This window comes from Nocardia arthritidis (genome assembly GCF_011801145.1).
In the GTDB taxonomy this organism is placed as follows: Bacteria; Actinomycetota; Actinomycetes; order Mycobacteriales; family Mycobacteriaceae; genus Nocardia; species Nocardia arthritidis_A.
The window spans coordinates 4,536,093-4,562,564 of the sequence record NZ_CP046172.1 but is presented as its reverse complement, the minus strand read 5'-3'; the positions used below and the strand labels follow the sequence as shown (position 1 = coordinate 4,562,564).

The window sequence follows — 26,472 nt, the reverse complement described above, 5'->3', positions numbered from 1 at the left end:
TTCGACCCGCGCGGAAGCCCGAATCACATGACCGCGCAGACGGAGGTCTTCCTCATCGCCTGCGCACTGCTCACCATCGCGGTCGCGGCGTTTTTCGTACCGGGGGTCGCGCGGGTCTTCCTGGTGGCGCAGGCGGCGTTCTGGTCGGTGTCCTACGTGGCGCGGCCGGTGGTGCTGCTGTGGGTGCGGCCGGTGCCCGAATTCGGTGACAACATTCCCGATCCGCGCCTGGCCGATCTCGGCTACGACCGCAGTATCGCGCTGGTGCTGCAGCATGTGCTGTCCGGACTCTGGGTGTATGCGGGACTCGTTGTGGCGTATGCCTTTTGGCGTCGCCGCCGGACGGTCCCGCCGCCCGCGCTGCTCGCCGAACCCGACCTGGTGCCGACGCTCGGCGCGATGTACGCGGTCGGCCTGTTCGGGCGCGCCGCCTCGGTGGCCACCGGATCCGTCGGTCATGCGGGCGATGTGGAGAGCGCCAACCCGATACTGAACTTCGTCGCCATCCTCGCCGGCATCGCCGCGCTCGGGCTGATCATCTTCATCCGGCCCGCGCGGCAGCGGACCACCGTGCTGATCATCGGCGGGCTGATGGGGGTCGAACTGCTGTGGACCGCGGTGGTGCAGTCGAAGACCCCCGTGCTGGGCGCGGCGCTGGCGGTGGCCCTGCGGTTCGCGATCCTCGGCTGGACCAAGCGCAACGCGATCGGCGTCGCCCTGATCGGCGTGCTCGCCATCGGCGGATTCGGCTGGCTCCAGTCGCTCAAATCCACGACCGAGGCGAAAAGCCGAACCGCGCTGGTCAATTCGGAGTACCCGACAGTGGTGCAGCCGTTCCTGAGCATGCTGCGGCGCTTCGACCTGTTGGAGGCGGCGACCGACGCCTACTATCACGGACCCGGATCCTGGCTCACCCCTGACGAAGTCGTCACGCACGCGCTGCAGAGTCTGATCCCGACCCAGTTGCTCGGGGCCACGAAATTCCAGTCCGGCACCGCGTGGGCAACCGATATCCGCGGCGCGTCGGTGGATCTGAGCCGGGTCTCGGTTTCGCTGGCCGAGGGAAATATCAACGAGGGCTATGTCTTCGGCGGATATCCGGGTGTCTTCGTCGGCGCGCTGTTCACCTTCGGACTGCTGCTCGCCTGGGCAAAGGCCTTGCACGCCAAGTACTTTCCGATCGTCGTGCTCGGCCTGGCGATGACCGGCGCCTCGGCGCTGTTCGAGCGCGGAATCCTCGGCAGCATGGAGAATCTCGGCAAATTCCTGCAGGCCTGCGTGCTGGCCTGGGTCATCTATCTGCTGGTCCGCGAATTCCGTCGGCGCGCCAAACCGTTGCCGGCCACGCGGCGCGGCGCGATTGTTCCGGTCGGGGCTGTCACCATCGAGAAAGGGGGTTCCGGACAATGGGTTTGATCGATTACTGGCATATCGCGCGCCGCCGGTGGGTCATCATCGCCGTGGCGGTCGTGCTCGGCCTGATCGGCGCGTTCGGTTATCTGCGCACGACGCCCGCCACATACACCGCGTCGAGCAGCATGTACGTCTCGATGGCGACGGGCACCTCGGTCAACGACTCGTATCAGGGCGGACTGGCCGCGCAGCAACGGATCCGGTCCTATCTGGACCTGGCGACCAGCGCGACGGTGGCTCAGCGCACCATCGACGACCGCGGCCTGAAGATGTCGGTCGGCGAGCTGCGCGGCAAAATCAAAGCCGACTCGCCGCCCGCCAGCACCATCGTGGTCATCTCGGTCACCGATGCCACCGCACAGGGCGCCCGCGATCTGGCCGACGCGGTGGTCGCCCAATTCCGCCAGCTCATTGCGGAATTGGAGACCATCGAGAAGAACGCCGCACCTGCGGCCCGCGTCGCGGTGGTCGACAAGGCCGAATTGCCGTCCGGGCCTACGGCGCCGCAATCCAAACGGATACTCGCGCTCGGCCTGCTCGCCGGGCTGGCACTCGGCGGGCTCGCCGCATTCGTGCGCGACCGCACCGACCGCACCCTGCGCACCTCCACCGACCTCGCGGCGGTACTCGCCGACCCGATACCCGGCGGCGCGGGTTATCGCTCACGAGTGCCGGTCCTCGGCGTCATCGATGCGGGCAGACCCGGTGCGCCCGACGAAACCCGAAGGCTGCGAACGCGACTCACCCGCAGCGGGGAGTCGGACACCATCCTGACCACCAGCCTCTCCGGCCGATCGGAACCCGAAGTCGCGGCGGCGCTGGCGAAGTCGTTCGCCGATACCGGCAGCCGGGTGGTGCTGGTCGACGCCGACACCTCGAATCGCTCGGTGACCAAGACGATTTCCGAGCCGACGGCGGGACTCGTCGCGGTCCTGCGCGACGCGGTGCCCATCGCGGAGGTACTCACCGGCCTGCCCGGCGCGAACGCCGCCCTGCTGCCGCTCGGCGAGGCCGACGATCGAACCCAGGATCTGCTCGCCTCGGACCGGTTCGCCGCCGTCCTCGCCAAGCTGCGCACCGATTACGACCACGTGGTGGTCCAGGTCGCGCCGGTGGTGGCGGCCGCCGACGCGATCGCGGTCGCGCCGCTGTGCGATCACACGGTCGGCGTCGTCACCCTCGGTGCCACCACGATCCCCCAATTGCGGGGCGCCCTGGCCACTTTCGGGGACAATCGGCTCAGCGGCGCGGTAGCGTACACCAGGCCGGTGAGGGGCCTGCGCCGACTGATTCGGAGGCTGCGGATATGAGCCGCCGCGATTCCCGAAAAGGATTGGGGCGCAGACATCTGTTCGCCGCCTCGCTCGGCGCCGCCGCGGCGCTGCCCCTGGCCGCCTGCGGCTCATCCGGCTCTCCCGCGAGCGATTTCCGCTCGCCACACGTCACCGACGCGCCCGCGGCCCGCAACGTCCGGGATTTCGGCGCCGTGGGCGACGGCAACGCCGACGATACGGCCGCCATCGCCGCGGCCGCCAATGTCGGCGACAAACCGCTGGTGCTGTACCTGCCCGCGGGCCACTACAAGGTCGACAAATGGCCGGATATGCCCGATTTCGCAACGGTGCTCGGCGACGGCGGTGATGTGTCGCTCGTGCTCTGCACCGGCGACACCACGCTGATCAACCTGCACAAGCGCAACCGGGTGCGGTTCTCCCGGCTCGGCTTCTACCTCACCAGCCCGAAGGCCACCGCGATACAGCTCGACGAATGTTTCCGCTGCTCCTTCGAATCCGTGGTGATCCGCGGAAATCACCTCAGCGACAACTATCCTCGCTTCGCACAGCAGCGCGGCATTGTGCTACAGGGCAATACCGGCGGCACATCCTTCATCGACTGCGATATCAACAACTTCGGCTTCGGACTGGTCACCTCCTGCATCCAGAACTATGTGACCTCATCCAAATTCACCAGCAACTACATCGGCGTGCTCGGCACCGGCAACGATCACAATGCAGGATTGGCGCTCACCAACGTGGAATTCGTCTCCGACGAGGATCCGAAGACCACCGACAAACACCTCGTCGTCGACGGCGCCGCCAACGACTGGTGGCTCACCAATGTCTGGTTCGAAGGCGCCGATACCGCGCTCTCGGTCGGGGCGCGCGACCGCGGTGGCCCGGCGCAATTCGGCATGGTCAACTGCAAGGTGGCCGCGCGCACGATGGGCCTGGACCTGATCTATTGCCGCCAGCCCTATCTGGCCAATGTGCAATTCGACCGGGATCTGGACCACCCGCCCACCGAGCTGCGGATCGATGCACAGGGCTGCCCGGAGGGCACCGCCATCAACCTGATCTCCAGCGCCGCGGACGATATCGCGCCGGGCGTATTCCCGAACGAATGGCATGTGCTGAACCGGTCCGGCATGCACGAAACCCGGCTCACCGGAACCACGATCGCCATGGCCGGGGCCGGCGACGCCGATATCTTCCAGGCGCGGGCCACCGACGGTTCGGTGCGTGGCGCGATAACCTCCGGTGGCACTTGGGTTTCCGATCGCGCCGAGAACGGGATCATGCTGCGCGATCCGAAGGGCGGCTACTGGCGGATCACCGTCGGCGCCGACGGCGCGCTGAAGACGAGTTCGCTGGGCGCCCAGCGACCGCGCGAGTGAGCCGCCGGTGCGAATCTCGTTGCCCGGCATCAGACTCGGTCCCGCCGCACTGCACGGCAATACGGTGCTGCTGCGGCCGCCCCGGCTGGCGGACTTCGGCGCATGGCGGCGCATCCGGCTGCGGGACCGGCGGCTCATCGAGCCGTTCTGGTTCAGCTCGCCGCTCGACTGGTCCGAGCGGCACACCGGAAAGCTCTGGGTCCGTGAGGTTCTCACCATCCGCGCGGATGCCAGGCGTGGGCGCAGGCTGGCGCTGGCGATCGAGGTGGACGGCCGCTTCGCCGGACAGATCGAGCTCGGTTCGCTCGACCGAGCCGCCGGATCCGGTGAGATGGGTATCTGGGTGGACGCGCAGGTCGCGCGGCGCGGGCTCGGCGGTTTGGCGGCGGCGCTGCTGCTCGACTTCGGCTTCGGCCCCGGCGGGCTGGCCAGGATCACCGCGCCGATCTCGCCCGCCAATATCGCCGCGGCGAGCGGGGCGGCGCAGATGGGGTTCCGGCGCGAGGCGCTGATGCGGCAGTACTTCGACACCGACGGGGCGCGGCGGGATCACGAACTCTGGGCGATCACCGAAAGCGACGTTCCCCCAGGCGGATTCGTGACGTGGTGGATCGCCCGTCATCAGGGAGCCCTCGCCGGTGCCCCGGCCGCTGTCGACCGAAATGCCGTCGACGACGAGACACTTTCGCCTGCGACCATTTTCATGGCATCGGTGCGATATGCCCTCGGCCGATTGGCACATCTCGCCGATCCGGTCCGGTCGTCACCGCGCGTACGGCTGGAAAACCCAGGGCCACCGCATATCACGGTTCGTAACCGTAAGTTGACGGACTGGCCTCGATGGCGGGCGGCCTGGCTCCGGCAGTCCGGACCCGGGTGCCGCTTCCTCCACTGGCTGCGCGAATCGCTCTGCGCCCATGCCGGTTTACGCTCACGACAGGGTCTGATCCTGGCCATCGAGACGGACGGGTCGTACTCCGGCGAATGCCGTCTGTTCGACCTCGACATGTTCGACGGCAACGCCAGGCTGGCTGTCTGGGGAGCGGATCCGGCGGCCCGCGAGACCGCGGTGCGGATGCTGCTCGACCACGCGTTCGGCGGGCTCGGGCTGCGGCGGGTCGCGATGGCGATCGAACCCGGTAACAGCGATGCGGCCGAGCTGGCCGCGCGAGTCGGCATGATTCGCGAGGGCACCATGCGAGCCTTCGCGGTCGTCGGCACCGAGCAGGGCCGTGCCGACCACGACCTGTGGGCCGCCGTCGCGGCGCACACCGAAGACTGAACGGCAGGTTCACGCCGAAACCCGCCGTGCCACAACGCACCCCAGGAGCCCAGTATGGAAGAAGCCTCCGTCAGACGTGATTTCACGCGCAGCAACCGGCTACAGGCCCGGTTGCACGACCTCGTTCCCGGCGGCGCGCACACCTATGCCCGTGGCGCCGACCAGTATCCGGAATTCATGGCGCCGATCCTGGTGCGCGGCAGCGGTTGCCGGGTCTGGGATGCCGACGGCAACTGCTATGTCGAATACGGTATGGGTTTGCGCTCGGTGACGCTCGGGCACGGCTATCCGCCGGTCGTCGCCGCCGTGCGTGCGGCCATCGCCGACGGTGTGAGCTTCAGCAGGCCGACCGAGCTGGAAATCCTTGCCGCCGAGGATTTCCTGTCGCTGGTACCGGCGGCCGACATGGTGAAGTTCGCCAAGAACGGCTCCGACGCCACCACCGCCGCGGTGCGGCTGGCCAGGGCCGCCACCGGACGCACCGCCATCGCCGTCTGCGATCAACCGTTCTTCTCCGTCGACGACTGGTTCATCGGCACCACCGCGATGGACAGCGGCATCCCCGCCGAAACCGTGGCGCAGACGGTGAAATTCCGCTACAACGACCTGCCATCGCTGGCAGCGGTGCTCCGCGACGGGCGGGTCGCGGCGGTGGTGATGGAGGCGGCGACGGCGCTGAACGAACCGGATCCCGGCTTCCTGCAAGGGGTTCGGGAGCTGTGCGACCGGTACGGCACCCTGCTGGTGTTCGACGAGATGATCACCGGGTTCCGCTGGTCCGCGGGCGGCGCGCAGGCCGTGTACGGTGTGCGGCCGGACCTGTCCTGCTGGGGTAAGGCGATGGGCAACGGATTTCCCATCTCAGCGCTCGCGGGCCGCCGGGAGCTGATGGAACTCGGCGGGCTGCGCACCGACCGCGACCGGGTGTTCCTACTATCCACCACACACGGTCCCGAATCCGGGTCGCTGGCCGCCTTCCGCGCCGTCGTGCGCGAATACGTCACCGGCGATCCGGTCGCCCGGATGGAGCATGCGGGGCGGCTGCTCGCCGACGGGTTCAATGCGATCACCGCCGAATTCGGCATCGGCGCGCAGCTGGCGGCGCTCGGGCGGCCGTCCTGCCTCATTTTCGTCACCCGCGACGCGGACGGCCAACCGTCCCAACCATTTCGGACGCTGTTCCTCCAGGAGTTGTTGGAGCGCGGGGTGCTCGGGCAATCCTTCGTCACCTCGGCCGCGCACACCGACGCCGATATCGAGGCGACGCTCACCGCCTGCCGGGCGGCCGCAGCGGTGTATCGCAAAGCGCTCGAACAGGGTTCGGTCGACGGGTTGCTGATCGGCAGGCCGGTAGCCCCGGCCATTCGCAGGCATGCGGAACCGCGGCGACTTCCGGAGGCGGAACCCGGCGAGGCCGGGCGATGAGCGCGCCACGGGTCGCGATCGTGCACGAACGGTTCACCGAATTCGGCGGATCGGAGGCGGTGGTCGGCGAATTCGTCGAAACCTGGCCCGACGCGACGGTTTACGCGCCGATCGTCGATCCGGCGATACTGCGCGCACCGGTGCACGCGGTGCGCGATTCATGGCTGAGTCGCGCGCACGCCGCCACCGGGCGCCGCTCGCATGCCCCGCTGCTGCCGCTCGTGCCGGGTGCGTTGCGGCGGCTGCCATTACGTGAACGCTACGATGCCGTGCTCATCAGCCATCACGCCTTCGCCGTACAAGCGGCGCTCGCCACGGACGCACCGACCATCGCCTATGTGCACAGCCCGGCGCGATGGGCCTGGGACAAGGGTTTTCGCGCCCGGGAGGCGGGCGGGCGCGGCGGACAGCTCGCCCTCGCCGCGCTGGGCCTGCTCGCCCGCCGCGCCGAATTGCGTGCCGCGCCAAGGCTCACCAGTATCGTCGCCAATTCGCGGGCCGTCGCCGATCGCGTCCACGACTGGTGGGGGCTGCCGTCGACGGTGATCAACCCGCCCGTCGATATCGCCCGCTTCACCCCCGATCCGGCCGTCGAGCGCGAGGATTTCTTCCTCTGCGCCGGACGCCTCGTGCCTTACAAGCGGCCCGACCTGGCCATTCGTGCCGCCCGGAAAGCCGGTTGCCGCTTGGTGATTCTCGGTGATGGGCGCTTCCGTCCCTATCTCGAAACCCTGGCCGGACCCGAAACCGTCTTTCTCGGCGCCACCGCGCATGCCACGCTGCTCGCCATGTACCGCCGCTGCCGCGCGCTGCTCATGCCCGGTATCGAGGATTTCGGCATCGTTCCGGTGGAGGCGATGGCCTGCGGCGCGGGCGTTCTCGCCGTCGGTGCGGGCGGTGCGCTCGACACCGTTGTGCCCGGCAGCACCGGCGAACACATTCCGCCGGGTCCCGACGAGGCGGTCGTCGACGGTCTCGCCGAGGCGATGCTCGCGTTCGATCCGGGCCGTTATTCGGCGGCGGCACTGCGCGATCATGCGGTTACGTTCTCCCCCAGCGTCTTTCGCAGCCGGATGGCGGCGGTGGTGAATCGGACGTTGCGTATGTGATCGCGTTGCCGGGCGCGGCGCGGCCCCGCGGCATAGGCTCGGTTACCGGATAGTCGGTACGGAAGGGGTTGTGGCATGGGACATGTGAGTTACACCGCGGAAGGTGCGGCGCCCGCCGAGTTCGCATTCGAATATGTCGCGGACTACCGGAATCTGCCGCGCTGGGTATTCGGCGTCAAGCATTACACCCCGGTGGGTGAGCAGTCGCGCGGCGTCGGCGCGGTATTCGATTCCGCGCTCAACCTGGGACCGATGACCCTGCACCTGCGCGGCGAGGTGATCGAATGGGAGGACAACGCCGTCATCACGCTGCGCGCGGTGAAAGGCGTCGAGGGTACCGCGCGCTGGACATTCGAGCCGATCGACGCGGGGCACAGCAGGATCGGCGTGGTGCTCGACTACCGGGTGCCCGGCGGTATCGCGGGGCGGGCACTCGATCGCGTCATCCAGGCCATCGTCGGCCCCACGGTCAAACATGCCGAGAAGCACCTGCGTCACCAGATCGAATCCGCCTATGCCGCATCGAAGAACCCGTCCGCGACCGAGGACGCCGCATCCGGCGATGTGGCGTCGCGGTGATCGGCTCACTGAGTCGGCGGTCGCACCACACCCGGAGTGGAGTACATCGGGTTGTGGAACGGCTGCTGTGTCGGCGGGAGCATCATCGGTGGCTGAAAGGCGGGCTGGAATCCGCTTCCTCGGCGTGAACCTGCGAAAGCCAGTGCGCCAGAGACGAATACGATCGCCGCCCCGCCACCTGTCGCGGCCCAGCTCACCGGCGCGCGCCAAGACGGCGGGGCGGCGGCGCCGAGCACCGTGACGGTCGCGCCATCGCTCGCATCCAATGTCGGCACGGCATCCGCGACAGCCGCCTTCGCCGCCCGGTAACCGTCGCCCTCACCCGCTATTTCCACCGGAATCACGGCGGCGCTCTTGTCCTTGTTCATAAGCGCCTGATTGCCGCCCGACCCGGCCGATCTCACGTTCGGCAATTTCCGCACCTGCGATGCGATCGAAGCAACGGCCGTCGGATTCAGCGCCCCACCGGACGATTTCACGAGCAATACGAGATCCGCACCGGACTGCAACTGGAACTGCTCCTCGTGCAACCGCGCCCGGATCGCCTCCTGCTCGGTTTCCGCGGACCCACTGCCCCGCAACCCGATCCCACCACCGACAATCAACCCCGCACCGACAACCCCACCCAGAATCCCAACAACAATCCGAACACCTCTGGACACAATCCCCCCTGAAGAACCACCTACACCAACCCGCGCAGTGTAGCGAACCGCAAATCCGCACGTAGACACCCACCTCGAGACCTGCTCCGGAGCGGATTGCACGTACTGCTTGAAAACTCTTGCGGCACCGGCCTGCGCGCCCGACGCGGCGGTAGCGTCGAATGCCAGGATCCACGAGTCCGGCGGGAGGGGTCGCCATGCACAACAGTTCCTGCGGACGGCGACTGGCTCGAAATGTCATCGCGGCAGGCGGTTTCGCGGACGACGCGGCGTTCGCCGTCCAACGGCACTGTGCCGTATCACCGCTGCGCGCGTATCGCATCGCCGCCGGGTACACGCTGGCCGAGGCCGCGATGAGGCTGAAGGAGATTCTGCGGTCGCGCGGACAGCCGTCCGAAGGGCTAGCGCATCAACAACTCTCGCGGTGGGAGAACAGGAGGGACGTGCCGACGCCGCACTATCTCAATGCCTTGTGCGTCTTGTATCGCACCAGGCCGGATCGGCTCGGGTTCGGAAACGACTACTCCGGCACGGACACGATCGCACCGACCGGCTGCGAAATCGTCGACCACACACCGTCTCCGGCTCCCGCGACGATCGACATGTCGGCCGACGGCACGGCGACGTACCTCGACCTTCTCGAAGAGCTGACGGAGTCCGCCGGTCGCATGTTGTATACCGCCGCGCCGACGGAATACATCCCGCAACGGATGGCGGATCTCGCGCGCATCAAGGCATATGCGCTGTCGGCGGGATCGACGGCTGTCCGGCGGCGGTTGTATCGTCTGGTCGCCAAGAACGCCGGGTTCATCGCTATTCGCATTATCGATATCGCGGGTCTGGACGACTGCCTCGAATGGTTCGGCATTGCGCGGCGGGCAGGCAGATTGGCGGAGGATGGTGCCGTGCAGGCTTGGATCGCTGGGCATATCGGCACCTCATGTGCCTGGTATGGCAGGTTTCTCGAATCCGGCCTCGCGGCCGCGCGCGGCGCTCGATCGGCCGGAGCTGGTCGGCCGAATGCCGGGGCCGCGTTCGGCTGTCTGGCGGAGGCGTCGCTGTACGCCAGAATGGGTTGCCGCCGAGAGACTTCGGCCGTCGTGCGGGCAGCCGATCGGATGTTCGCCGCGTTGCCGGAAGCGGAGACGGTGGCCGACGGATGCCACCTCACCGAATACTTTCTGCGCTGGCACCAGTCGGTCGCCTTGGCCGCGGTCGGCGCGTGGGCCGACGCCGATGAACTGCGGGCGCGAGCACTCGAATTGCCGTTCAGTCGGCGGGATCCGGTCGGGGAATCGATATTGCGGTTGGATGCGGCGGCATCGAAAATCGCTGCGGGCGAGGTTGAGTGGGGCTGTTGGATGATCGCCGAGGTGTGGGACGGCACCCCGTCGGAGTACCGGGTCGGCGAGATTCCGCGCCGCGCATCGCAGATACTTGACGATGTCGAGCGCGGCAACGCCGCCGGTCGTGCGGTGCGCGAGCTGCTGGGGTGCGGGCGGCGGGGCGGAGGATGACGGGGACGGTAACCAGCCGTGGGGATGTTGTTGGATATGTGCCGTGGGTAATCCTGATTTCGCACGCGTTGTAGCGGAATTCCGTTCCGGCTCGGCATTGCTCGTCGAACCGGGGTCGTCGGCGGCCGCACATGTGCCGCCGGCGTGGGCCGAGATCGCCGGCCACGACGATCCCGGCGCGCGGCGAGCGGCCGCCATCGCACTATGGAACCTCGACATGCTCGTCGAGCTGCTGCCTCGATTCGGCGCGGTGCTGAACGAATGCCTCGACGACGTGCGGGTCTGCCTGCTGCGTGGCGACTGGGTACTGCTCTATGCGCTGCGTAAGCCTTTTCAGCCGTACGCGTTTCGCATCGGGTGGGATCCGGGAACCTTCGGCGCCGACCTGCCGCCGTATTGGGAAAGGTTACCCAAGGCGCTGCGGGTGTTCCTCGATACGGTGCATGCGGGATTCACCGATCTCGACGGAATCTCCTTCGGCCCCACCCGGCCTCGGGACATGCAAACATATCGCACCTTGAACATCGTCGAATCCGTGCGCAATTGGGAAGCGGCCGAAGATATTCCGGGAGATCGGGCGCTGCTCATCGCCGAAGGTTTGGGCCGGACCCGATATTTCGTCTCCCCCGATCTGCCCGGCGGCACCATCGGCTGGGAGGCGGGCGGGCATCTGGAGCGGCCACTGGACTTCGCGCACACCTTCGACGAGCTGATGAGCTACGGCTTCGAGCTCGACCGTGACCGCGTGCCCGAGCCCGCCGTACCGACGATATCGCTTGGGCGGCAAGCACTCAGATCCGTACCGCCGATAGCGCGGGCCGTGGTGTGGGATCCCGAACTTACCGAGGACGCCGCCCGCGACCGCATCCGTGACCTCGTCGCCGAGCTACTGCGTGCGCTGGGCGGTCAGATGCGCATCCGCACACAGGAGGGCCTCAACGGCGAGACGATACTGCCGTTCGACGACGACGCGGGCAATATCTATCACGTCGACCGGCTCGAAACCCGCTACTTCCTCGAACCCCCCGACCCGGACCGCACCGACATCTATCCACCCGTCATCGTCCGGATCTGGGAGCAGCACGGCTGGGAAGTAACGCTGACCACCGACGTGGACGGCATCGTCGCACAGGCCCGCACCCCCGACTGGTACGAACTCACCCTCGCCCACCAAACGGATACATTGCGTCTCGCGGTCGCCTCACCCGGTTTCCAACGACCGAGCTGATCGGTTGGGCGACAACGGATCTCCGATCCCGGTCAGTCGATTCCGCTCATGCACCCAACTTTTCGACCGGCCGAACTCACCGCCAGCGCCGGTTCGAGCTCGCAGTAGTCGGCAAGTCCGATCAGCCGCCGGCAACCCAGTGATGAATATCCGCCAATGCCGTTGTCAATTGGCGGATTCCAGGATCCTCCACCGGATAGTGGCTCGCCCGGTCGAGTACGAGAAGGTGTTTCGGTGCGGCGATCCGATCGAAGAACATCCGGCTGACCGCCAGCGGCGTCCAGCGATCAGCACCCGGGTGCAGTAGCCACACGGGGCAGGCGGTGAAGTTCTCCGGCTCGACCAGCGGCACCGAGCACAGATAGGTGCGCAGGAATCCAACACCTCCACCCCGCGGATCGGCGATGACGGTGGCGGTCAGGCCGGGAAGGTTGGACATCGCAGTCATGTTGGCCACCAACCGCATCGGCACCCGGACGCCGTCGACCACCGGAACCAGCAGCGGTGCGCCGAACCGCCCGAGCCAGCGAAATCTGCCGATGCGGCGACGGGCCAGCGGCGATCGCGGGTCGAGCAGGCAGGTGACCGCGATCGCCTCGACCATGCCGGTGCGAGCCGCGGCCTCGTAGGCGAGCATTCCACCCATACTTGCCCCGAACACGACCAGTGGGCGCGGATCGGCCGCCTTCTCGGCGCGCACCAGGTCGGCGACGCAGTCGACCCAGTCCGAATAACGCACTGCCCCAGCCGATTCCACCTCGCTGCGGCCATACCCTGGCAGGTCGGGCACCAACACCTCGAAGCCTTGCCGTGCCGCCAGAGCCGCGAACGGCCACATCATCGCCGCATGCCCGCCGCCACCGTGTACCAGCAACATCCGCACCGCGGCATCTGACCGGGGCACACGCTCGATATGAATGCGCCCGCCACGCCACCGCCACCACGTCGACTCGGGGCGTAGCCCAGGATCGGGACGGAGATCATCGGGTAGAAAGGCCAGGTAGGAATCGTGCATGCCACAATAATTCGAGTAATCCTCGGTTCTGACAACTCGGTTTCGGGAGACCATGTCCACCCCACGCAAAACCCCGCGCCAGCAGCGATCGGAGTTCACCTTCGACGCCATCCTCGACGCGGCTGCTCGACTTTTCCAACGGCACGGCTACGCCGCGACCACCACCAACAAGGTCGCCGAACTGGCCGGGGTGTCCATCGGGACGCTCTACCACTACATACCCAACAAGGACGCGCTGCTCTACGCACTCGCCGAACGCCACCTCCGCACCGGCGCAGCGGATCTACTGGCCGAAGCGGCCCAATTACGCAGCGAACAGCCACCTTTGGCCGACACCGTACGGCGGCTGGTCACCGCGGTCGCCCACCTGCACACCGCCGAACCGCACATGCATCGGCTGCTCTACGAACAGGCGCCGCGCACCCCGGCCAGTACGGAAAAGCTGAAGCAGTTCGAACAGCTACTGGCCGACGAAGTCGCCTTTCACCTGACCCGCCTCGGCGTCGACGGAACAGACCCGGCGCTGACCGCGACCCTGCTCGTCCAAGCCGTCGAAGCGCAAATCCACGGCATCGTTCTCGAACCACTCGACGGTCACACGATCGATGCCCGCGTCGAAACCGTAATCGCCTTCTGGACACGAGCACTCACCGCACAGACCACCTGATCGCAGAGGCCCCCTCACCTCACGCGGTGGGGTGCCATCGGAACCAGACGCCGATGCCTTCGATTCGGTAGCGGTCGTCGCTGTTGTCGAACCGCTTCTCACCCATAAGCTTTCGCGCGTTGTCCGGCGCATGGCGGTGCGGCGCCAGTAACAGGGTCAATTCGTCGTAGCGGGCATCGGTTCCGCCATGACCCGGATGGCTGTCCATCACGGCCTTCCCGGCTTCGTAGCGCCGGCTCCAGTCGACGAGAATTGCCCACTGCTCGCGCTCCCACGCCGCCGCCTCCGCGCTGGGGGGCCAGACGCGGTATTCGTCGAGTTCGTCGCCGCGGTCGTTATCCGAGCGTTCGAAGTAATGGAGTATGCCGCCGATGTCGCCGAGGCCGGCGCGAATTCCGTCGTAGTAATCCAATTCGATGTACACACGCTCGAAGCCGTCCGCGATCAACTCTGCTGCGTCCCACTCCCGAGCCACGTGCCCATGCTAACCGGGATTCGAGCGGCTCCAGGGCCTGGCAACTCCACGGTTCCGGGCCTACGCACGTCGTGATATTCGACGCCGTTGCCGTATTCCGTCCAGCCTCGATGGCCATCCGAAGCCGCAATGGTCGATACCCGCCGATGAACCAGGAAGGTGTAACTTCCCGTATCCGCGCCGCAGCCAACCGCCGCATTACTCGACACGACAGATAACCACAGGCTGTCGGTCCCGATCCGTCGGCGGTGGATCTTTCAGCGATCCACCAGCCAGGCGCTCAATAGACGAACGGAATCAAACGGCTTGTGCGGCGGCGGTATTCGGTATAGGCGGAGCCGAAAACCGAAGCGAGCAGCTGTTCTGTCGCCCCAAAACCGCCATCCCCCAAGCTCGTACGCCGAGGCCGAGGGCGAGTATCGCGATGCCGAGCCAGCGCCAACCGCCGCCGACCGAGCCGATGTCGAAGGTCGCGGCCAGCGTGACCGCCGCGGCGCTCGCGATGAACGCGCCGATCAGGATCGGGGTGCTGCCGCGGTCGCTGCCGGTACCGAACCAGCTCGCGGTCTCCGTGTCCTCGCGGCGACGCAGCAGCACCTCGTACCCGATCCAGAGGGCGAGTCCGGCCGGCGCCAGCCACGATGTCAACGGCATACCTCCATTGTGCGTCCGGTAGACCGGGCGAGCCGCCACGCCGAGCGCCCCACGCTGAACACGCGCTGAACAGTCGCCGAAAAGGTTGTGCGGACCCCGAATCCGGCCGGTTTGCGGTGACACGGACGGGCCGCGCATGCGAGAGTCTGACCATGATTGCGAACCGCCTCGCCATGGGAATCGCCGCTCTGGTGAGTGTGCTGCTGGTCGCCGGCTGCGGGAGCGCCGATTCCGGCGGCTCCAAACCGAGCACCACCAGGGAGACCGGGTTGATCTCCACCAACGACCTGCCGGGCGCGGGCCCGAACGAGGTGCACCTGTTCGCGTTCAATGATCTGCACGGCAATCTGCAGCCGCCCGGCGGCGCCACCGGCAAGATCAACGGGGTCGACGCGGGCGGCGCGGTCTACCTGGCCACTCATCTGGCGCGGTTGAAGGCGGCCTATCCGGCCAGCGCGATCGTGCTGGCCGGGGACAATATCGGCGCGAGCCCGCTGCAGTCGGGCCTGTTCCACGACGAGCCGACGATCAGCTTCCTCAACTCCGTCGGCGTCGCGGCATCATCGGTGGGCAATCACGAATTCGACCATGGTGTACAGGAATTGGCGCGGATCCAGCAGGGCGGCTGCGCACCGGACGGCTGTTCGCCCGGCGCGCCGTTCACCGGGGCCAAATTCCCGTACCTGGCCGCCAACGTGACCGACGCGCAGGGTCGGCAACCGCCCGCGCTGAAGCCGTGGACCATGCTGCAGATCGGCAACCACAAGATCGGGTTGGTCGGCACGGTCACCCCCGACACCGCGAATATCGTTTTCCCGGAAGGCATTCGGAGCTATTCGTTCGGCGACGAGGTCACCGCGATCAACAAGTATGTCCCGGAGCTGAAGGCGGCGGGCGCGGAGGCGATCGTCGCGCTGATGCATGACGGCGGCGCCCAGCAGGTGAAGGGCAATATCCCGGACTACAACGGCTGCGACAACATCGGCCCGGAGGTCACCAAGTTCGCCAACGGCGTCGATCCGGCGGTGCAGGTGCTGGTCACCGGCCATACTCATCAGCCATATAACTGCACCATCAACGGGAAGGTGGTCACCCAGGCCGCCTGCTATGGCCGCCTGATCACCGACATCACGCTGAAATTCGACAACGGCGTGCAGGCATCCGCGGTGAACCGCGTCGTCACCCGCGATGTCACCCCGGACACCCCGACCACCGCGCTGGTCGACTTCTACGGCGAGCAGGCCAAGCCGCGCACGCAGCGGGTGGTCGGCACGGCGACGGCGCCGCTGCCCCAGGCGCCCGGCCCCGCAGGCGATTCCACGCTGGGCGATGTCATCGCCGACGCGATGCTCTCGGTGACCACCGGCGGACCGGCCGCCGCGGTTGCCGCGCTGATGAATCCGGGTGGCGTGCGCACCGACCTCAAGGGCGGGGACATCACCTACGGCGATATCTACAGTGTCCAGCCGTTCGGCAATCAGGTCGTCACGGTGACCTTGACCGGACAGCAGCTGCTGCGCCTGCTGGAGCAGCAGTGGAACAACGTCAGCAAACCGGCCGTGCTCTCCCCCGCCGGGATCACCTACAGCTACTCCGATTCCGCGCCGAAGGGCGCCAAGGTGATCGCCGACAGCGTTCGCATCGCCGGACAGCCGCTGAATCCCGCTGCGGCATACCGGATCACGACGAACAACTTCCTCGCCTCCGGCGGTGACGGGTTCTCGGTTTTCACCGAGGGCAAGGATCTCACGGTGGGCCCGATCGATCTGGACGCCTTCGAAACCTATCTGCGGGAGCACCCGCCGCTGCAGCCGCCCGCGCCGCGCATCGAGAAGAAATAGCCGACTACCTGAAAATTGTTGTCACACACACTATTCGCGATCTTGACACCGTGACCGGTCCCACAGCGCCCATCGGTTGCCGGGATTGATTCACACCGATTACTGTTTTCTATAAGTCAGGACGAAGGGGTTCCTACTTTTCGGCCCGACCGCTGTCACCCGCGTCAGGTTGCCCGCGCCGGCGCCGAATCCATCCGATGCCAGCATCCGCTGCTGTATGCCGGGCATCGCTGTGCCACAACGCGATTCGAAGACAGCAGGAGAGGGGCGATGGCTACCTACATCGTGACGGGCGGTACCGGACTGATCGGACGACGGGTCGTGGCGGGCCTGCTCGACAAGGATCCCGACGCGATAGTGCATATCCTCGTCCGCGCGAGCTCGCTCGCGAAATTCACCGCGCTGGTGGCGGATTGGCGCGGCGGCGACCGCGTGCACCCGCTCATCGGCGATCTGACCGCGGAGCGGCTCGGCCTCGACGCCGCGCCCGCCGCCGATCACATCATCCATCTGGGCGCGGTCTACGATATGACCGCCGACGAAAACACCGCGCACGCCGCGAATGTCGCGGGCACCAAGGCGGTGCTGGCGCTGACCCAGGAGTTGGGCGCGGTACTGCACCACGTGTCGTCGGTGGCCGTGGCGGGCGATCACCGTGGCAAATTCTTCGAGGAGGATTTCGATCTCGGTCAGCGGCTCACCTCGCCGTACCACCGCACGAAGTTCGCCGCCGAGAAACTGGTGCGGGAATCGCGCGGCGTGCGCTGGCGGGTGTACCGGCCCGCGATCGTGGTCGGCGATTCACGCACCGGCGAGATGGACAAGATCGACGGGCCGTACTACTTCTTCCCCGCCATCGCCAAGCTGGCCGCGCTGCCCGCCGAATTGCCCATGCCGCTACCGGAATTGGGCGCCACCAATATCGTTCCCGTCGACTATGTCGCCGCCGCGATGGTGGAACTGGTGCGCAAGCCGGGCCTGAACGGGCGCACCTTCCACCTCGTCAACCCGGAGCCGCAGCCGTTCGCCCAGGTGTACAACGCGCTGGCGCGTGCGGCGGGCGCCCCCGCCGGAATCGGCCCGCTGCCCGGCAGCGGACTCGCGCTGAACGGACTCGGCCGCCTGCCCGGCGTGCCCGCGGCGCGCGATTTCCTGTTGGGACAGATGGGGATTCCGCCGGAGGTGGCCCCGCATGTCGCCTTCGCCTCGGAATTCATCTCCGATTCGACCCGCGCCCAGCTGCGCGGCCTGAAGGTGCCCACGTTCGACAGCTATGCCGAACGGCTCTGGCAGTACTGGCGCGACCATCTCGCGCCGCGCCCGGTGACCGCACCGAAATCGCAACGGCCGAGCGACGGCGCCGATCCGCTCGCGGGTCGTACGGTGCTCATCACCGGCGCGTCGTCCGGGATCGGGCTGGCCACCGCGCACGCCGTCGCCCGCAGGGGCGCCACCGTGCTGATGGTCGCGCGCGGCAAGGAGGACCTGGACGCGGCCGCCGCCGCGGTGTGCGCGGAAGGCGGTGCGGCACAGGCGTATCCGTGCGATATCACCGACCCGGACGCGGTGGACGCGCTGGTGCGCACGGTGCTCGGCGAACACGGCCACGTCGACTATGTGGTGAACAACGCGGGCCGGTCCATCCGGCGCGCGGTCGCCAATTCCACCGATCGGATGCACGATTTCGAACGGACCATGGCGGTGAACTACTTCGGCGCGGTGCGGCTGATCCTGGCCCTGCTGCCGTCGATGCGGGCGCGCCGGTTCGGGCATTTCGTGAATATCTCCTCGATCGCGGTGCAGGCCAAGGTGCCCCGGTTCGCCGCCTATGTGGCGAGCAAGTCGGCGCTGGACAATTTCAGCGAGATCGCGGCCGTGGAGAACCGCGACGCCGGAATCACCTTCACCTCGGTGCGGATGCCGCTGGTGCGCACCCCGATGATCGCGCCGACCGACCTGTACCGCGCACTGCCGGTGCCGGACCCGGAACAGGCCGCCGCCATCGTGATTCGCGCGCTCGAGGAGCGTCCGGACCGCATAGATACACCGGTCGGCACCCTGGCGCAGGCGGTGGAACTGCTGATGCCTTCGCTGAAGCGGACCATCATGCACCAGGGTTTCCGCCTCTTCGGGGAATCCCGCGCGGCGGCGGGCAAGAAGGTTGCGGCGGAGGCGAATGCCGTACTGCCGGAACAGGATTCCGCACGCGGACCGCTCGATCTGCTGGCCCCGGTGGTCATCCCGCTGATGGCGCTGCCGACCCCGGCCGCTCGCGTCGCGAGGATGGTTCCCGGGCTGCGCTGGTGAGCTAATGTCGTTCGGGCCCGGCATCCGGACGCCGGGCCCGAACGACCAGGGGGCTCACCGGAATGACCGAACAGGCGGCCGAGGGTGTCGTGAAGTTCTTCAAATCCGAAAAAGGCTGGGGTGCGATCAGTTCCCCGGCGCTGCCGCCGGGCCGCGACGCCTTCGTGCATTACAGCGATATCGAGGGCACCGGTTTCCGCGCGCTCGCGGCGGGCGATCGGGTGAGCTTTCGCTATCGCGCCGCCAAACAGGACAGCTTCGACTTCGTCGCGACCTGGGTCCGCAAGCTCTGATCAACCCGGCACCGACTGCTGCGCGGTCTCCGGAAACCTGCGGTGAATTCGATCGATACATGCGCGAACCGTGCCCAGCTCGTAGCGCAGGGCCTGCGAATACTCCATCCGCGAACACTTTTCCGCCTGGTAGATATCCCGGGCCAGCGTACGCGCGTGCGCGGTCAGCAAGTCCAGGAACACCAGGGCTTGGGCCTTGTCGGAATCGGAGAACATTCGCAGTTCTTAGCACGCGCTCAGGGGAAAATGTTGGCCGAGTGGCTTTCCACAACCGGTGAGTCAGTTCGCCGGATCGATGCTCACGGGGCGCGATATCCGGATTCGATTCCCTCGCATAATTTATGGCATTCGCACAGCAAAGGCGGGATCCACGTTTCCGAGGACCCCGCCGCCGTCCGGATTTCCCGGTCCGAATCTCAGATCCGGCTCGCCGCGAAAACGGCCGCCGCCCAGACGAATCCGCCGTACTCCGTATGCGCCGCCGGATCGTCGCCCGCACCGCATATCGGATCGCCCGCCGCGCAATAGTCCGCGGTCCGCGACAGATATGCGGCGGGCACATTCCAGCCGATGGCGCGCAGCGGATCGCCGAAGAGCAACACCGCCGCGATCCTCGGCGCCAATTCGGGTGGCAGCACATAGGTTCCGGGCAGCTGCGCGACTATGCCGGTGCCGAGCACACCCTCCGTCACCGCGGCGCCCTGCGAGTAACCCACCAGGATGAACCGCTGTCCCGGGCACATCGCCGCCTGTTGGACGAGGTGCGCGGTCATATCCCGGGTGCCGTCGCTCGCCGAGGTGGCGACGAGCAGATCGGCGGGATAGCGCACCGGATAGGCCGCGGAATCCAGCGGAAGCGCTTGTCGCAGCGCCGCATACAGCGGATCGCCGACCTGCGCGCCCAGCCAGCCCGGTTCGGACGTACCGCGTGCGACGACGATATCCACCGCCGCACAGGGATCCGCCGTGGCCCGCCCGGCCGTACCGGTCGCCCCGGCCGCGCCGATGAGCAGCAGGATGGCCAATACCCTTGCCGCACGCCACTTTTCGAAGAGGTTTACCTTCCGGTTGCCCATTGCGATCACCCGCTCACGCCGTTGTGAGAAGCCGCGCGCCGCTTGTCGAGACAAGCCGCACGCGGCTATATCCGCGAGGATAGGAATGGGGTGAGCGGCCGTCGAGCAACTGGACCCAAGTGATATGGCTTCAGCGCCGAATCGTGTCCTGCCGATTTCGGGCTACGGCACGAGAACCGCTGCGCCGGTGAATCGTCCGTGCGCGAGATCGGCGAGCGCCCGATCCGCCTTATCGAGGGAATACCCGTGCGTCGTCACCTGAATGCGATATTCGGCCGCCAGCGCGAGGAATTCGTGCGCGTCGGCACGGGTATTCGCGGTGACGGAGCGAATTTCGCGCTCCTGGAACAAGTGCCGTTGATAGTTCAACGCGGGGATGTCACTCAGATGAATTCCCGCTATCGCCAGCACCCCGCCGCGATCGAGCGCCTCCAGCGCGGGCGGAACGAGGTCGCCGGCCGGCGCGAACATGATCGCCGAATCCAGTTGGACGGGTGGGCGATCCGCCGCGCCCTGCACACTTGCCGCGCCGAGTCCCGCGGCCAGTTCGCGCGCGGCCGCACCGCGGGTCATGACATGCACCTCGGCACCGCGGGCCAGCGCGACCTGCGCGGCCAGATGGGCGCTGCCGCCGAAGCCGTAGATGCCGAGCCTGCCGCCCTCGGGCACGGCCGCGCGTTGCAGCGCCCGATAGCCGATGATCCCGGCGCACAGCAGCGGGGCGGTCTGCGCGGCGGTGTAGCCCGCGGGCAGCGGCAGTGCGTAATCCGCTGGGACGGTGGCGAATTCGGCATAGCCGCCGTCGGCATCCCAGCCGGTGTAAAGCGAACGGGGGCACAGGTTTTCCGCGCCCCGCAGGCAATAGCGACAGCTACCGCAGGTGTGCCGGAGCCACGCGATACCGACACACTCCCCCACCGCGAAACCCTCGGCGCCATCGCCGAGCCCGGCGACCTCGCCGACCACCTCGTGGCCCGGCACGACCCCGGCCCGGTGCACCGGCAGATCACCCTCGGAGACGTGCAGATCGGTGCGGCACACACCGCAGGCTCGCACGCGAACGAGCAGTTCGCCGGGGCCGGGTGCGGGTATGGGTTCGCGCACCCGCTCCAGCGGCCCCGAATCGATCGGCCCGGGCCGCCGCACCCGCCATGCCGTCATCTCACCGGTCACGGGTCCCCTATCTCCGCTGCGAAATATTCCGTCACCCATCGGCCCACAACCCGAACACTGCCGCCGCGAGGCGTACCGCATCCGACGGCAGCGACTGCGTTAGACCATACCCGCGCGGCAGCCTGCCATCTGATACATTCGTGTATCCGATACACAGATGTATCCGTAGCCGAGGAGGTGCGCATGGCTTCGGCCACCGCATCCGGTGTCCCGCCCAAGCGGGTCACCCGCCGCCGCGCCCAGACCCGCGATCGACTGCTCGCCGCCGCCTACGAGGTGTTCGCCGCCGAGGGCTTCGGTCGCTCGACCGTCGAAAAGGTCTGTGAGCGGGCCGGTTTCACGCGAGGAGCGTTCTACTCGAACTTCGGCTCGCTGGACGAGTTGTTCCTCGCCATGTGGGAGCACCGCTCGGCGCAGCTCCTGGCCGATGTGCGCACGACGCTGGACGGTATCGCCGCCGACGGGGTCACCGAACTGCGCGTCATGATCGAGCGGCTGGCCGGTGCGGTGCCGGTGGACGAGGCATGGTTCCGGATCACCGCCGAATTCACCGCGCACGCGCTGCGCGATCCGGAGCTGCGCCGGGTCGTCGCGGCGCGCGAGGCCGCGATCCTGGAGGCGCTCATGCCGCCGGTCGTCGCCACCCTCGCGGGCCGGGGCCGCGCCGTCCCCGATCCGGTCGCGCTCGGGCAGGCGCTGGTCGCGGTGCACGACGGCACCGCGGTGCAGGTGCTGCTGGAACCGCGCAGTCGCACGGTGCGCGAACGGCGCATCGAACTCTTCCACCACGTCGTGCTGGCATACAGCACCGCACAAGAAGGATGACCATGTCCGCTGAATTCACAGGAGAGGCCGACGTTCTCGTGGTCGGCGCCGGGCTGGCCGGGTTGGTCGCGACCCACGAACTCGTCAAAGCCGGCCGCACGGTGCACGTGCTGGACCAGGAGAACCGCAACAACCTTGGCGGACAAGCCTTCTGGTCGCTCGGCGGGCTGTTCTTCGTCGACAGCCCGGAGCAGCGCAGGCTCGGCATCAAGGACTCCTACGAGCTGGCCGTGCAGGACTGGCTCGGATCGGCCGGATTCGACCGCGACGAGGGCGAGGACCTGTGGGCCCGCCGGTGGGCCGAGGCATACGTCCGGTTCGCCGCCACCGAGAAGTGGAATTACCTGCACGAGTTGGGTTTACGGGTGACGCCGGTGGTCGGCTGGGCCGAGCGCGGCGGCGGTTTCGCCGATGGGCACGGCAATTCGGTGCCGCGCTTCCACCTGACCTGGGGCACCGGGCCCGAGGTGGTGCGGGTATTCGCCGAACCGGTATTGGAGGGTGAACGAAAAGGGCTGGTGCGCTTCGCTTTCCGGCATCGCGTCGACGAGTTGATCGTCGAGGACGGCGCGGTGGTCGGGGTGCGCGGCGGCGTGCTGGAGCCGACCGATCTGGCGCGCGGCCGGGCATCGTCGCGGAATGTGGTCGGCGAGTTCGAATTTCGTGCCAAGGCGGTGATCGTCACCTCGGGCGGTATCGGGCACAATCACGAACTCATCCGGCGCAACTGGCCCACCGAACGGCTGGGGCCGTGCCCGCGGACCATGATTTCCGGCGTTCCCGCGCACGTGGACGGCCGGATGCTCGGTATCTCGGAGAGCGCGGGCGCGGCGATCGTGAACCGGGACCGCATGTGGAATTACACCGAGGGCATCATGAACTGGGCTCCGATCTGGCCCGATCACGCCATCCGGATCATCCCCGGACCGTCGTCGATGTGGTTCGACGCGAACGGAAAGCGTTTGCCCGCACCGTGTTTTCCGGGTTTCGACACCAATGCGACGATGAAGGAGATCCTGGCCGCCGGCCACGACTACTCCTGGTTCGTGCTCACCCAGTCGATCATCGAGAAGGAGTTCGCGCTATCGGGCTCCGAGCAGAACCCGGATATCACCGGCAAGGATCTGAAGTTGGCCATCACCAGCCGGTTCGCCAAGGGGGCCACCGGACCCGTCGAGGCGTTCAAGCGGCACGGCGCCGATTTCGTCGTCGCCGACACCCTAGCCGAACTGGTCACCGGCATGAACAAGATCGCCAGGGGCCCACAGCTGCGCCTCGACGTATTGGAACGCCAAATCGTCGCCAGGGACCGGGAAGTCGCGAACAAGTACACCAAGGATGCGCAGATGATGGCGATCAACAATGCCCGCAGGTACTTCGGCGACAAGGCGGCCAGGGTGGCCAAACCGCATCGCATCCTGGATCCGGCGCACGGCCCGCTCATCGCCGTGCGGCTGAATGTGTTGACCCGCAAGACACTCGGCGGCCTGCAGACCAATCTGGACTCCCAGGTGATGCGTCCGGACGGCACGCCGCTGCCCGGGCTGTACGCCGCCGGTGAGGTCGCCGGTTTCGGCGGCGGCGGTGTGCACGGATACAACGCGCTGGAGGGCACCTTCCTCGGCGGCTGCATCTTCTCCGGCCGCGCCGCCGGGCGCGCGCTGGCCGCGAAACCGCGCTGATTTCAACACATTCCCATCATTTACAGTTCGGCGAACGGGCCACGGACGGCGGGTGCGGCACGGCGAGGGCCGTCGGCGAGGTGATCGGCGGCGCGACCGGGATGGATGGCGGCGGCGTGTCGTACAGGTGCGCGCCGGTCACCCGCAGGCCGGCGTCGAGGGTGACGCCCGCCACCTCGGTCCGGTGCCCGTGTATATCGGTCACCTGGAGCGCGAACGGTCCGGGACCGGGGCGGGAGATGGTCCAGTAGTTGTCCATACCGTGGGTCAACGGACGCCAGTCACCGCCGCTCGCGGTCCGGATAGCCACCTCCCGCAACGGATTTCCGGTTCCGGTGAGCAGCACGGCGAACCACTGCGGCGACGAGTCGGGCTTCACCGCGTACGAGATCTCCTCCGGCGGTTGCGGATCCCGCACCACCCCGTAGGTGACCTTCGCGACGCCCGCGGCCCGGTTCGCGATCTGGTCGAAGGCGGCGATACTCAAATCCAGTTGTCCCGGAGCACATCCCGGGCAACGATCGACGATGAAGGCGCGGACGTCACCGAGCGGGCCGTGGATATCGAGGTAGCCGCCGCACGGTTCGGCCCGCCCGTATTCCGGTGTCGACATGCCGACGTAGAAACCGTCGAGCGGCAGCCCGGGAAAGGAGCACGCGACGTTCGGCGTGAAATTGTAGAAGCGGGCCTCACCGGCGACCACCTGCTGCGGTTCCGGCGGCGGCGTTGTCACCGGGGCCGGCACGGTACTCGGTGTATCCGGAAATGCCGTGACGGGCAACGGCATTCGCGTGGTGGCCGATACGTCGGCGACCACGCCGGTATCGCAGGCGTTCGGCTCGGAACGGGTGAGCCACACCACCGCCGCGGCGACGAGCACGATACCGAGCGCTGACCACAGCCAACCAGACCGAAAATGACGCTGTTGTATCGGTATCCGGTGCATCGCTCCCGACTCCGGCTCACCAACCTCACGGACTATCCATCCTGACCAGTCCAGGAAACCAGCAGATTCGACGCGGTACCCGCCGAACGTAAAATCTTCGCAGTGAAACACTCACACTTCGGGCAAGTCCGGGGCAATTGCCCAGCACACTCCTGGACACGCCCGCGGCCCCACCGTAAATGGTTCGGCCGACCGTCAATTCGGATGTGTTGTCACGAGTACCTGATACGGCGCGTCGACCAGATCGCCGAGCCGCACCCCGGTGAGCAGCGTCATCATGCCGAACACATAGCGGCCGTCACCGGGTTCGGCGAGCATCGCCTCCTCGGGCAGCGGGCCGCCCTCGGCGCCGATGAGTTCGAAATCGGCGTAGAAGATGGCGCGCAACAACTCACCGTCGACGAACCAGGCGAAGCCGTGGGTGGCGTTCGCGCCGTATGCGACGAATGCGAAAACCCTTCGGCCCCTGGACAGGTCGCGGCTCACCTGTTCGCTGTCCATACCGCGCAGGGTGGAGTTGGTGAGCACCGTCCAGCCGTCGAGGGTGGCGATCGCCCAGTCGGCGTCGAAACCCGCGCCCTTGCTGAACACCTCGGCGCCCGGGGCCACCCGGCCGGAAACGCAGGGCGACCCGGGTAGCCGTCGCAGCTGCGCCGCGTCGACGACACCCTCCACCAGCAAGCCGGCCACTGTCAGCACCATCAACCCCTCCGATCGAATCTCGATCGAGAGATCTTCGCATGCCGCGGGATCAGCGCCTGCGCGGCAGCAGCGCCTCGCCCGCCTCGTGCGCGACCTCGGCGAGCATGCGGGCCAGCTTCGCGGTGTCGAGCGCCGGACCGGATTGGGTGGTCAGCGAGAGCGCGGCCACCGCGGCGCCGCGCCCGCGAATCGGTACGGCGACACAGGAGATTCCGGCAATGGCCTCCTCGACATCCACCGCGACGCCCTGCCTGCTCCTGATCCGCGCCAGCTCCCGCTGCAATTCGCCGGTCTCCCCGATGGTTCGGGCGGTCAGCTGCGGAAGCCGTTCGCGGAACGAGGCTTCCACGATGCTCGGCTCCAGCGCCGCGAGCAACGCCTTGCCGAGTGCGGTGCAGTGCGCGGGCATCCGGCCGCCGAGCCGGGTCGGCACCGCGGCGGCGGCGCGGCCCGCGACCTTGTCCAGGTACAGCACCTCGCGGCCGTCGAGCACGCCGAGGTGGCCGACCATGCCGGTGCGCTGGCTCAGGTCGTGCAGCAGCGGACTGACCGCGTCGCGAATCTCATTGTGGTCGGCGGCGAGTCCGCCCAGTTCCAGGGGACGCATACCGAGCCGGTAGCCGCCGGGGGCGTGCGCGAGCCAGCGCAGGCGGATCATCTGGTCGAGGATGCGATGCACGGTGGAACGCGGCAGCCCGGTGCGCTCGGATAGGCCGAGCAGTGTGAGCGTCGGGGTATGCGCGTCGAATGCGTCCAGTATCAACGTCATTCGTTCGATCATCGAGACCGGCGGCTGATTCGGTCGTGGTGTGGCACGCTCGGATTCCGGGTGTGGCATCGTCTCGACCGTCATCCGTTCCTCCATCGCGCTCGCGCACTCAGCTTAGAAGTATTCGATCAGCCTTACGTACTTTTCTATACCGGTGG

25 protein-coding genes are annotated in these 26,472 nt (G+C 67.4%); 15 read left to right on the top strand and 10 right to left on the bottom strand.

The window, feature by feature from the left end; genetic code table 11:
• Nucleotides 1–27 precede the first annotated feature (27 nt).
• The 7 genes from F5544_RS20575 (at nucleotide 28) to F5544_RS20545 (ending at nucleotide 8,482) form a co-directional block, all read left to right on the top strand.
• Complete coding sequence (locus F5544_RS20575; protein ID WP_174867376.1) at nucleotides 28–1,416, top strand: hypothetical protein; 1,389 nt, start codon at nucleotides 28–30, stop codon at nucleotides 1,414–1,416.
• The gene (locus F5544_RS20570) at nucleotides 1,407–2,723 is read left to right on the top strand and encodes a GNVR domain-containing protein (protein WP_167474698.1); all 1,317 of its coding nucleotides are present in this window, start codon (nucleotides 1,407–1,409) and stop codon (nucleotides 2,721–2,723) included. The genes F5544_RS20575 and F5544_RS20570 overlap by 10 nt, the downstream gene beginning before the upstream one ends.
• Nucleotides 2,720–4,087, top strand: a complete 1,368-nt coding sequence (locus tag F5544_RS20565; RefSeq protein ID WP_167474697.1) for a glycosyl hydrolase family 28-related protein — start codon at nucleotides 2,720–2,722, stop codon at nucleotides 4,085–4,087. The genes F5544_RS20570 and F5544_RS20565 overlap by 4 nt, the downstream gene beginning before the upstream one ends.
• A 7-nt stretch (nucleotides 4,088–4,094) precedes the next feature.
• Nucleotides 4,095–5,369, top strand: a complete 1,275-nt coding sequence (locus tag F5544_RS20560) for a GNAT family N-acetyltransferase (RefSeq protein ID WP_167474696.1) — start codon at nucleotides 4,095–4,097, stop codon at nucleotides 5,367–5,369.
• Nucleotides 5,370–5,423: 54 nt separating this feature from the next.
• A complete protein-coding gene (locus F5544_RS20555) occupies nucleotides 5,424–6,794 on the top strand; it encodes a glutamate-1-semialdehyde 2,1-aminomutase (RefSeq protein WP_167474695.1) in 1,371 nt (456 codons plus the stop codon).
• On the top strand, nucleotides 6,791–7,903 hold the full coding sequence (locus F5544_RS20550) for a glycosyltransferase (protein ID WP_167474694.1): 1,113 nt from the start codon (nucleotides 6,791–6,793) through the stop codon (nucleotides 7,901–7,903). Before F5544_RS20555 ends, F5544_RS20550 begins: the two co-directional genes overlap by 4 nt.
• A gap of 75 nt (nucleotides 7,904–7,978) precedes the next feature.
• On the top strand, nucleotides 7,979–8,482 hold the full coding sequence (locus tag F5544_RS20545) for an SRPBCC family protein (RefSeq protein ID WP_167474693.1): 504 nt from the start codon (nucleotides 7,979–7,981) through the stop codon (nucleotides 8,480–8,482).
• A 5-nt stretch (nucleotides 8,483–8,487) separates the two neighbouring features.
• Here the strand turns inward: F5544_RS20545 and F5544_RS20540 are convergent, their stop codons facing one another.
• Complete coding sequence (locus tag F5544_RS20540) at nucleotides 8,488–9,063, bottom strand: hypothetical protein (protein WP_167474692.1); 576 nt, start codon at nucleotides 9,061–9,063, stop codon at nucleotides 8,488–8,490.
• Nucleotides 9,064–9,341: 278 nt separating this feature from the next.
• On the opposite strand from F5544_RS20540, the gene F5544_RS20535 reads away from it, so the two are divergent.
• Entirely contained in the window at nucleotides 9,342–10,661 is a 1,320-nt protein-coding gene (locus F5544_RS20535) for a helix-turn-helix domain-containing protein (protein WP_167474691.1), read from the top strand.
• Nucleotides 10,662–10,704: 43 nt separating this feature from the next.
• Complete coding sequence (locus F5544_RS20530; RefSeq protein WP_167474690.1) at nucleotides 10,705–11,889, top strand: hypothetical protein; 1,185 nt, start codon at nucleotides 10,705–10,707, stop codon at nucleotides 11,887–11,889.
• A 121-nt stretch (nucleotides 11,890–12,010) separates the two neighbouring features.
• On the opposite strand, the gene F5544_RS20525 is transcribed toward F5544_RS20530, so the two are convergent.
• Entirely contained in the window at nucleotides 12,011–12,904 is an 894-nt protein-coding gene (locus tag F5544_RS20525; RefSeq protein ID WP_167474689.1) for an alpha/beta hydrolase, read from the bottom strand.
• A 52-nt stretch (nucleotides 12,905–12,956) separates the two neighbouring features.
• Between F5544_RS20525 and F5544_RS20520 the strand changes: the two genes are divergently transcribed.
• A complete protein-coding gene (locus tag F5544_RS20520) occupies nucleotides 12,957–13,571 on the top strand; it encodes a TetR/AcrR family transcriptional regulator (protein ID WP_167474688.1) in 615 nt (204 codons plus the stop codon).
• Nucleotides 13,572–13,590: 19 nt separating this feature from the next.
• Here the strand turns inward: F5544_RS20520 and F5544_RS20515 are convergent, their stop codons facing one another.
• Together F5544_RS20515 and F5544_RS20510 are read right to left on the bottom strand one after the other, a co-directional pair.
• Nucleotides 13,591–14,046 (bottom strand): hypothetical protein, encoded by a 456-nt coding sequence (locus tag F5544_RS20515; protein ID WP_167474687.1) that lies wholly within the window; start codon nucleotides 14,044–14,046, stop codon nucleotides 13,591–13,593.
• Between the two features lie 297 nt (nucleotides 14,047–14,343).
• Nucleotides 14,344–14,700, bottom strand: a complete 357-nt coding sequence (locus F5544_RS20510; protein WP_167474686.1) for a hypothetical protein — start codon at nucleotides 14,698–14,700, stop codon at nucleotides 14,344–14,346.
• Between the two features lie 152 nt (nucleotides 14,701–14,852).
• Here F5544_RS20510 and F5544_RS20505 point away from each other — a divergent pair, with 152 nt between their 5' ends.
• From F5544_RS20505 to F5544_RS20495, 3 genes are all read left to right on the top strand, one after another.
• The gene (locus F5544_RS20505) at nucleotides 14,853–16,541 is read left to right on the top strand and encodes a bifunctional metallophosphatase/5'-nucleotidase (RefSeq protein ID WP_167474685.1); all 1,689 of its coding nucleotides are present in this window, start codon (nucleotides 14,853–14,855) and stop codon (nucleotides 16,539–16,541) included.
• Nucleotides 16,542–16,811: 270 nt separating this feature from the next.
• Nucleotides 16,812–18,848 (top strand): SDR family oxidoreductase, encoded by a 2,037-nt coding sequence (locus tag F5544_RS20500; protein WP_167474684.1) that lies wholly within the window; start codon nucleotides 16,812–16,814, stop codon nucleotides 18,846–18,848.
• A 62-nt stretch (nucleotides 18,849–18,910) separates the two neighbouring features.
• Nucleotides 18,911–19,141 (top strand): cold-shock protein, encoded by a 231-nt coding sequence (locus tag F5544_RS20495; RefSeq protein ID WP_167474683.1) that lies wholly within the window; start codon nucleotides 18,911–18,913, stop codon nucleotides 19,139–19,141.
• Here the strand turns inward: F5544_RS20495 and F5544_RS20490 are convergent, their stop codons facing one another.
• From F5544_RS20490 to F5544_RS20480, 3 genes are all read right to left on the bottom strand, one after another.
• Nucleotides 19,142–19,357: a hypothetical protein gene (locus F5544_RS20490; RefSeq protein ID WP_167474682.1), complete on the bottom strand. Its 216-nt coding sequence runs from the start codon at nucleotides 19,355–19,357 to the stop codon at nucleotides 19,142–19,144.
• Between the two features lie 200 nt (nucleotides 19,358–19,557).
• The gene (locus F5544_RS20485) at nucleotides 19,558–20,217 is read right to left on the bottom strand and encodes a cutinase family protein (protein WP_167474681.1); all 660 of its coding nucleotides are present in this window, start codon (nucleotides 20,215–20,217) and stop codon (nucleotides 19,558–19,560) included.
• A 162-nt stretch (nucleotides 20,218–20,379) separates the two neighbouring features.
• The gene (locus tag F5544_RS20480) at nucleotides 20,380–21,378 is read right to left on the bottom strand and encodes a zinc-binding alcohol dehydrogenase family protein (RefSeq protein WP_167479354.1); all 999 of its coding nucleotides are present in this window, start codon (nucleotides 21,376–21,378) and stop codon (nucleotides 20,380–20,382) included.
• Between the two features lie 195 nt (nucleotides 21,379–21,573).
• On the opposite strand from F5544_RS20480, the gene F5544_RS20475 reads away from it, so the two are divergent.
• On the top strand, nucleotides 21,574–22,215 hold the full coding sequence (locus F5544_RS20475) for a TetR/AcrR family transcriptional regulator (protein ID WP_167474680.1): 642 nt from the start codon (nucleotides 21,574–21,576) through the stop codon (nucleotides 22,213–22,215).
• On the top strand, nucleotides 22,212–23,897 hold the full coding sequence (locus F5544_RS20470; RefSeq protein WP_428847152.1) for an FAD-binding dehydrogenase: 1,686 nt from the start codon (nucleotides 22,212–22,214) through the stop codon (nucleotides 23,895–23,897). The genes F5544_RS20475 and F5544_RS20470 overlap by 4 nt, the downstream gene beginning before the upstream one ends.
• Before the next feature lie 16 nt (nucleotides 23,898–23,913).
• Here F5544_RS20470 and F5544_RS20465 read toward each other — a convergent pair whose 3' ends face one another.
• The 3 genes from F5544_RS20465 to F5544_RS20455 all read right to left on the bottom strand — a co-directional run bounded on the left by F5544_RS20465 (nucleotide 23,914) and on the right by F5544_RS20455 (nucleotide 26,314).
• Nucleotides 23,914–24,777 (bottom strand): expansin EXLX1 family cellulose-binding protein, encoded by an 864-nt coding sequence (locus F5544_RS20465; RefSeq protein WP_167474678.1) that lies wholly within the window; start codon nucleotides 24,775–24,777, stop codon nucleotides 23,914–23,916.
• A 261-nt stretch (nucleotides 24,778–25,038) separates the two neighbouring features.
• On the bottom strand, nucleotides 25,039–25,545 hold the full coding sequence (locus F5544_RS20460; protein WP_167474677.1) for a DUF6461 domain-containing protein: 507 nt from the start codon (nucleotides 25,543–25,545) through the stop codon (nucleotides 25,039–25,041).
• A 49-nt stretch (nucleotides 25,546–25,594) separates the two neighbouring features.
• Entirely contained in the window at nucleotides 25,595–26,314 is a 720-nt protein-coding gene (locus F5544_RS20455) for an IclR family transcriptional regulator (RefSeq protein WP_238847353.1), read from the bottom strand.
• Nucleotides 26,315–26,472 lie beyond the last annotated feature (158 nt).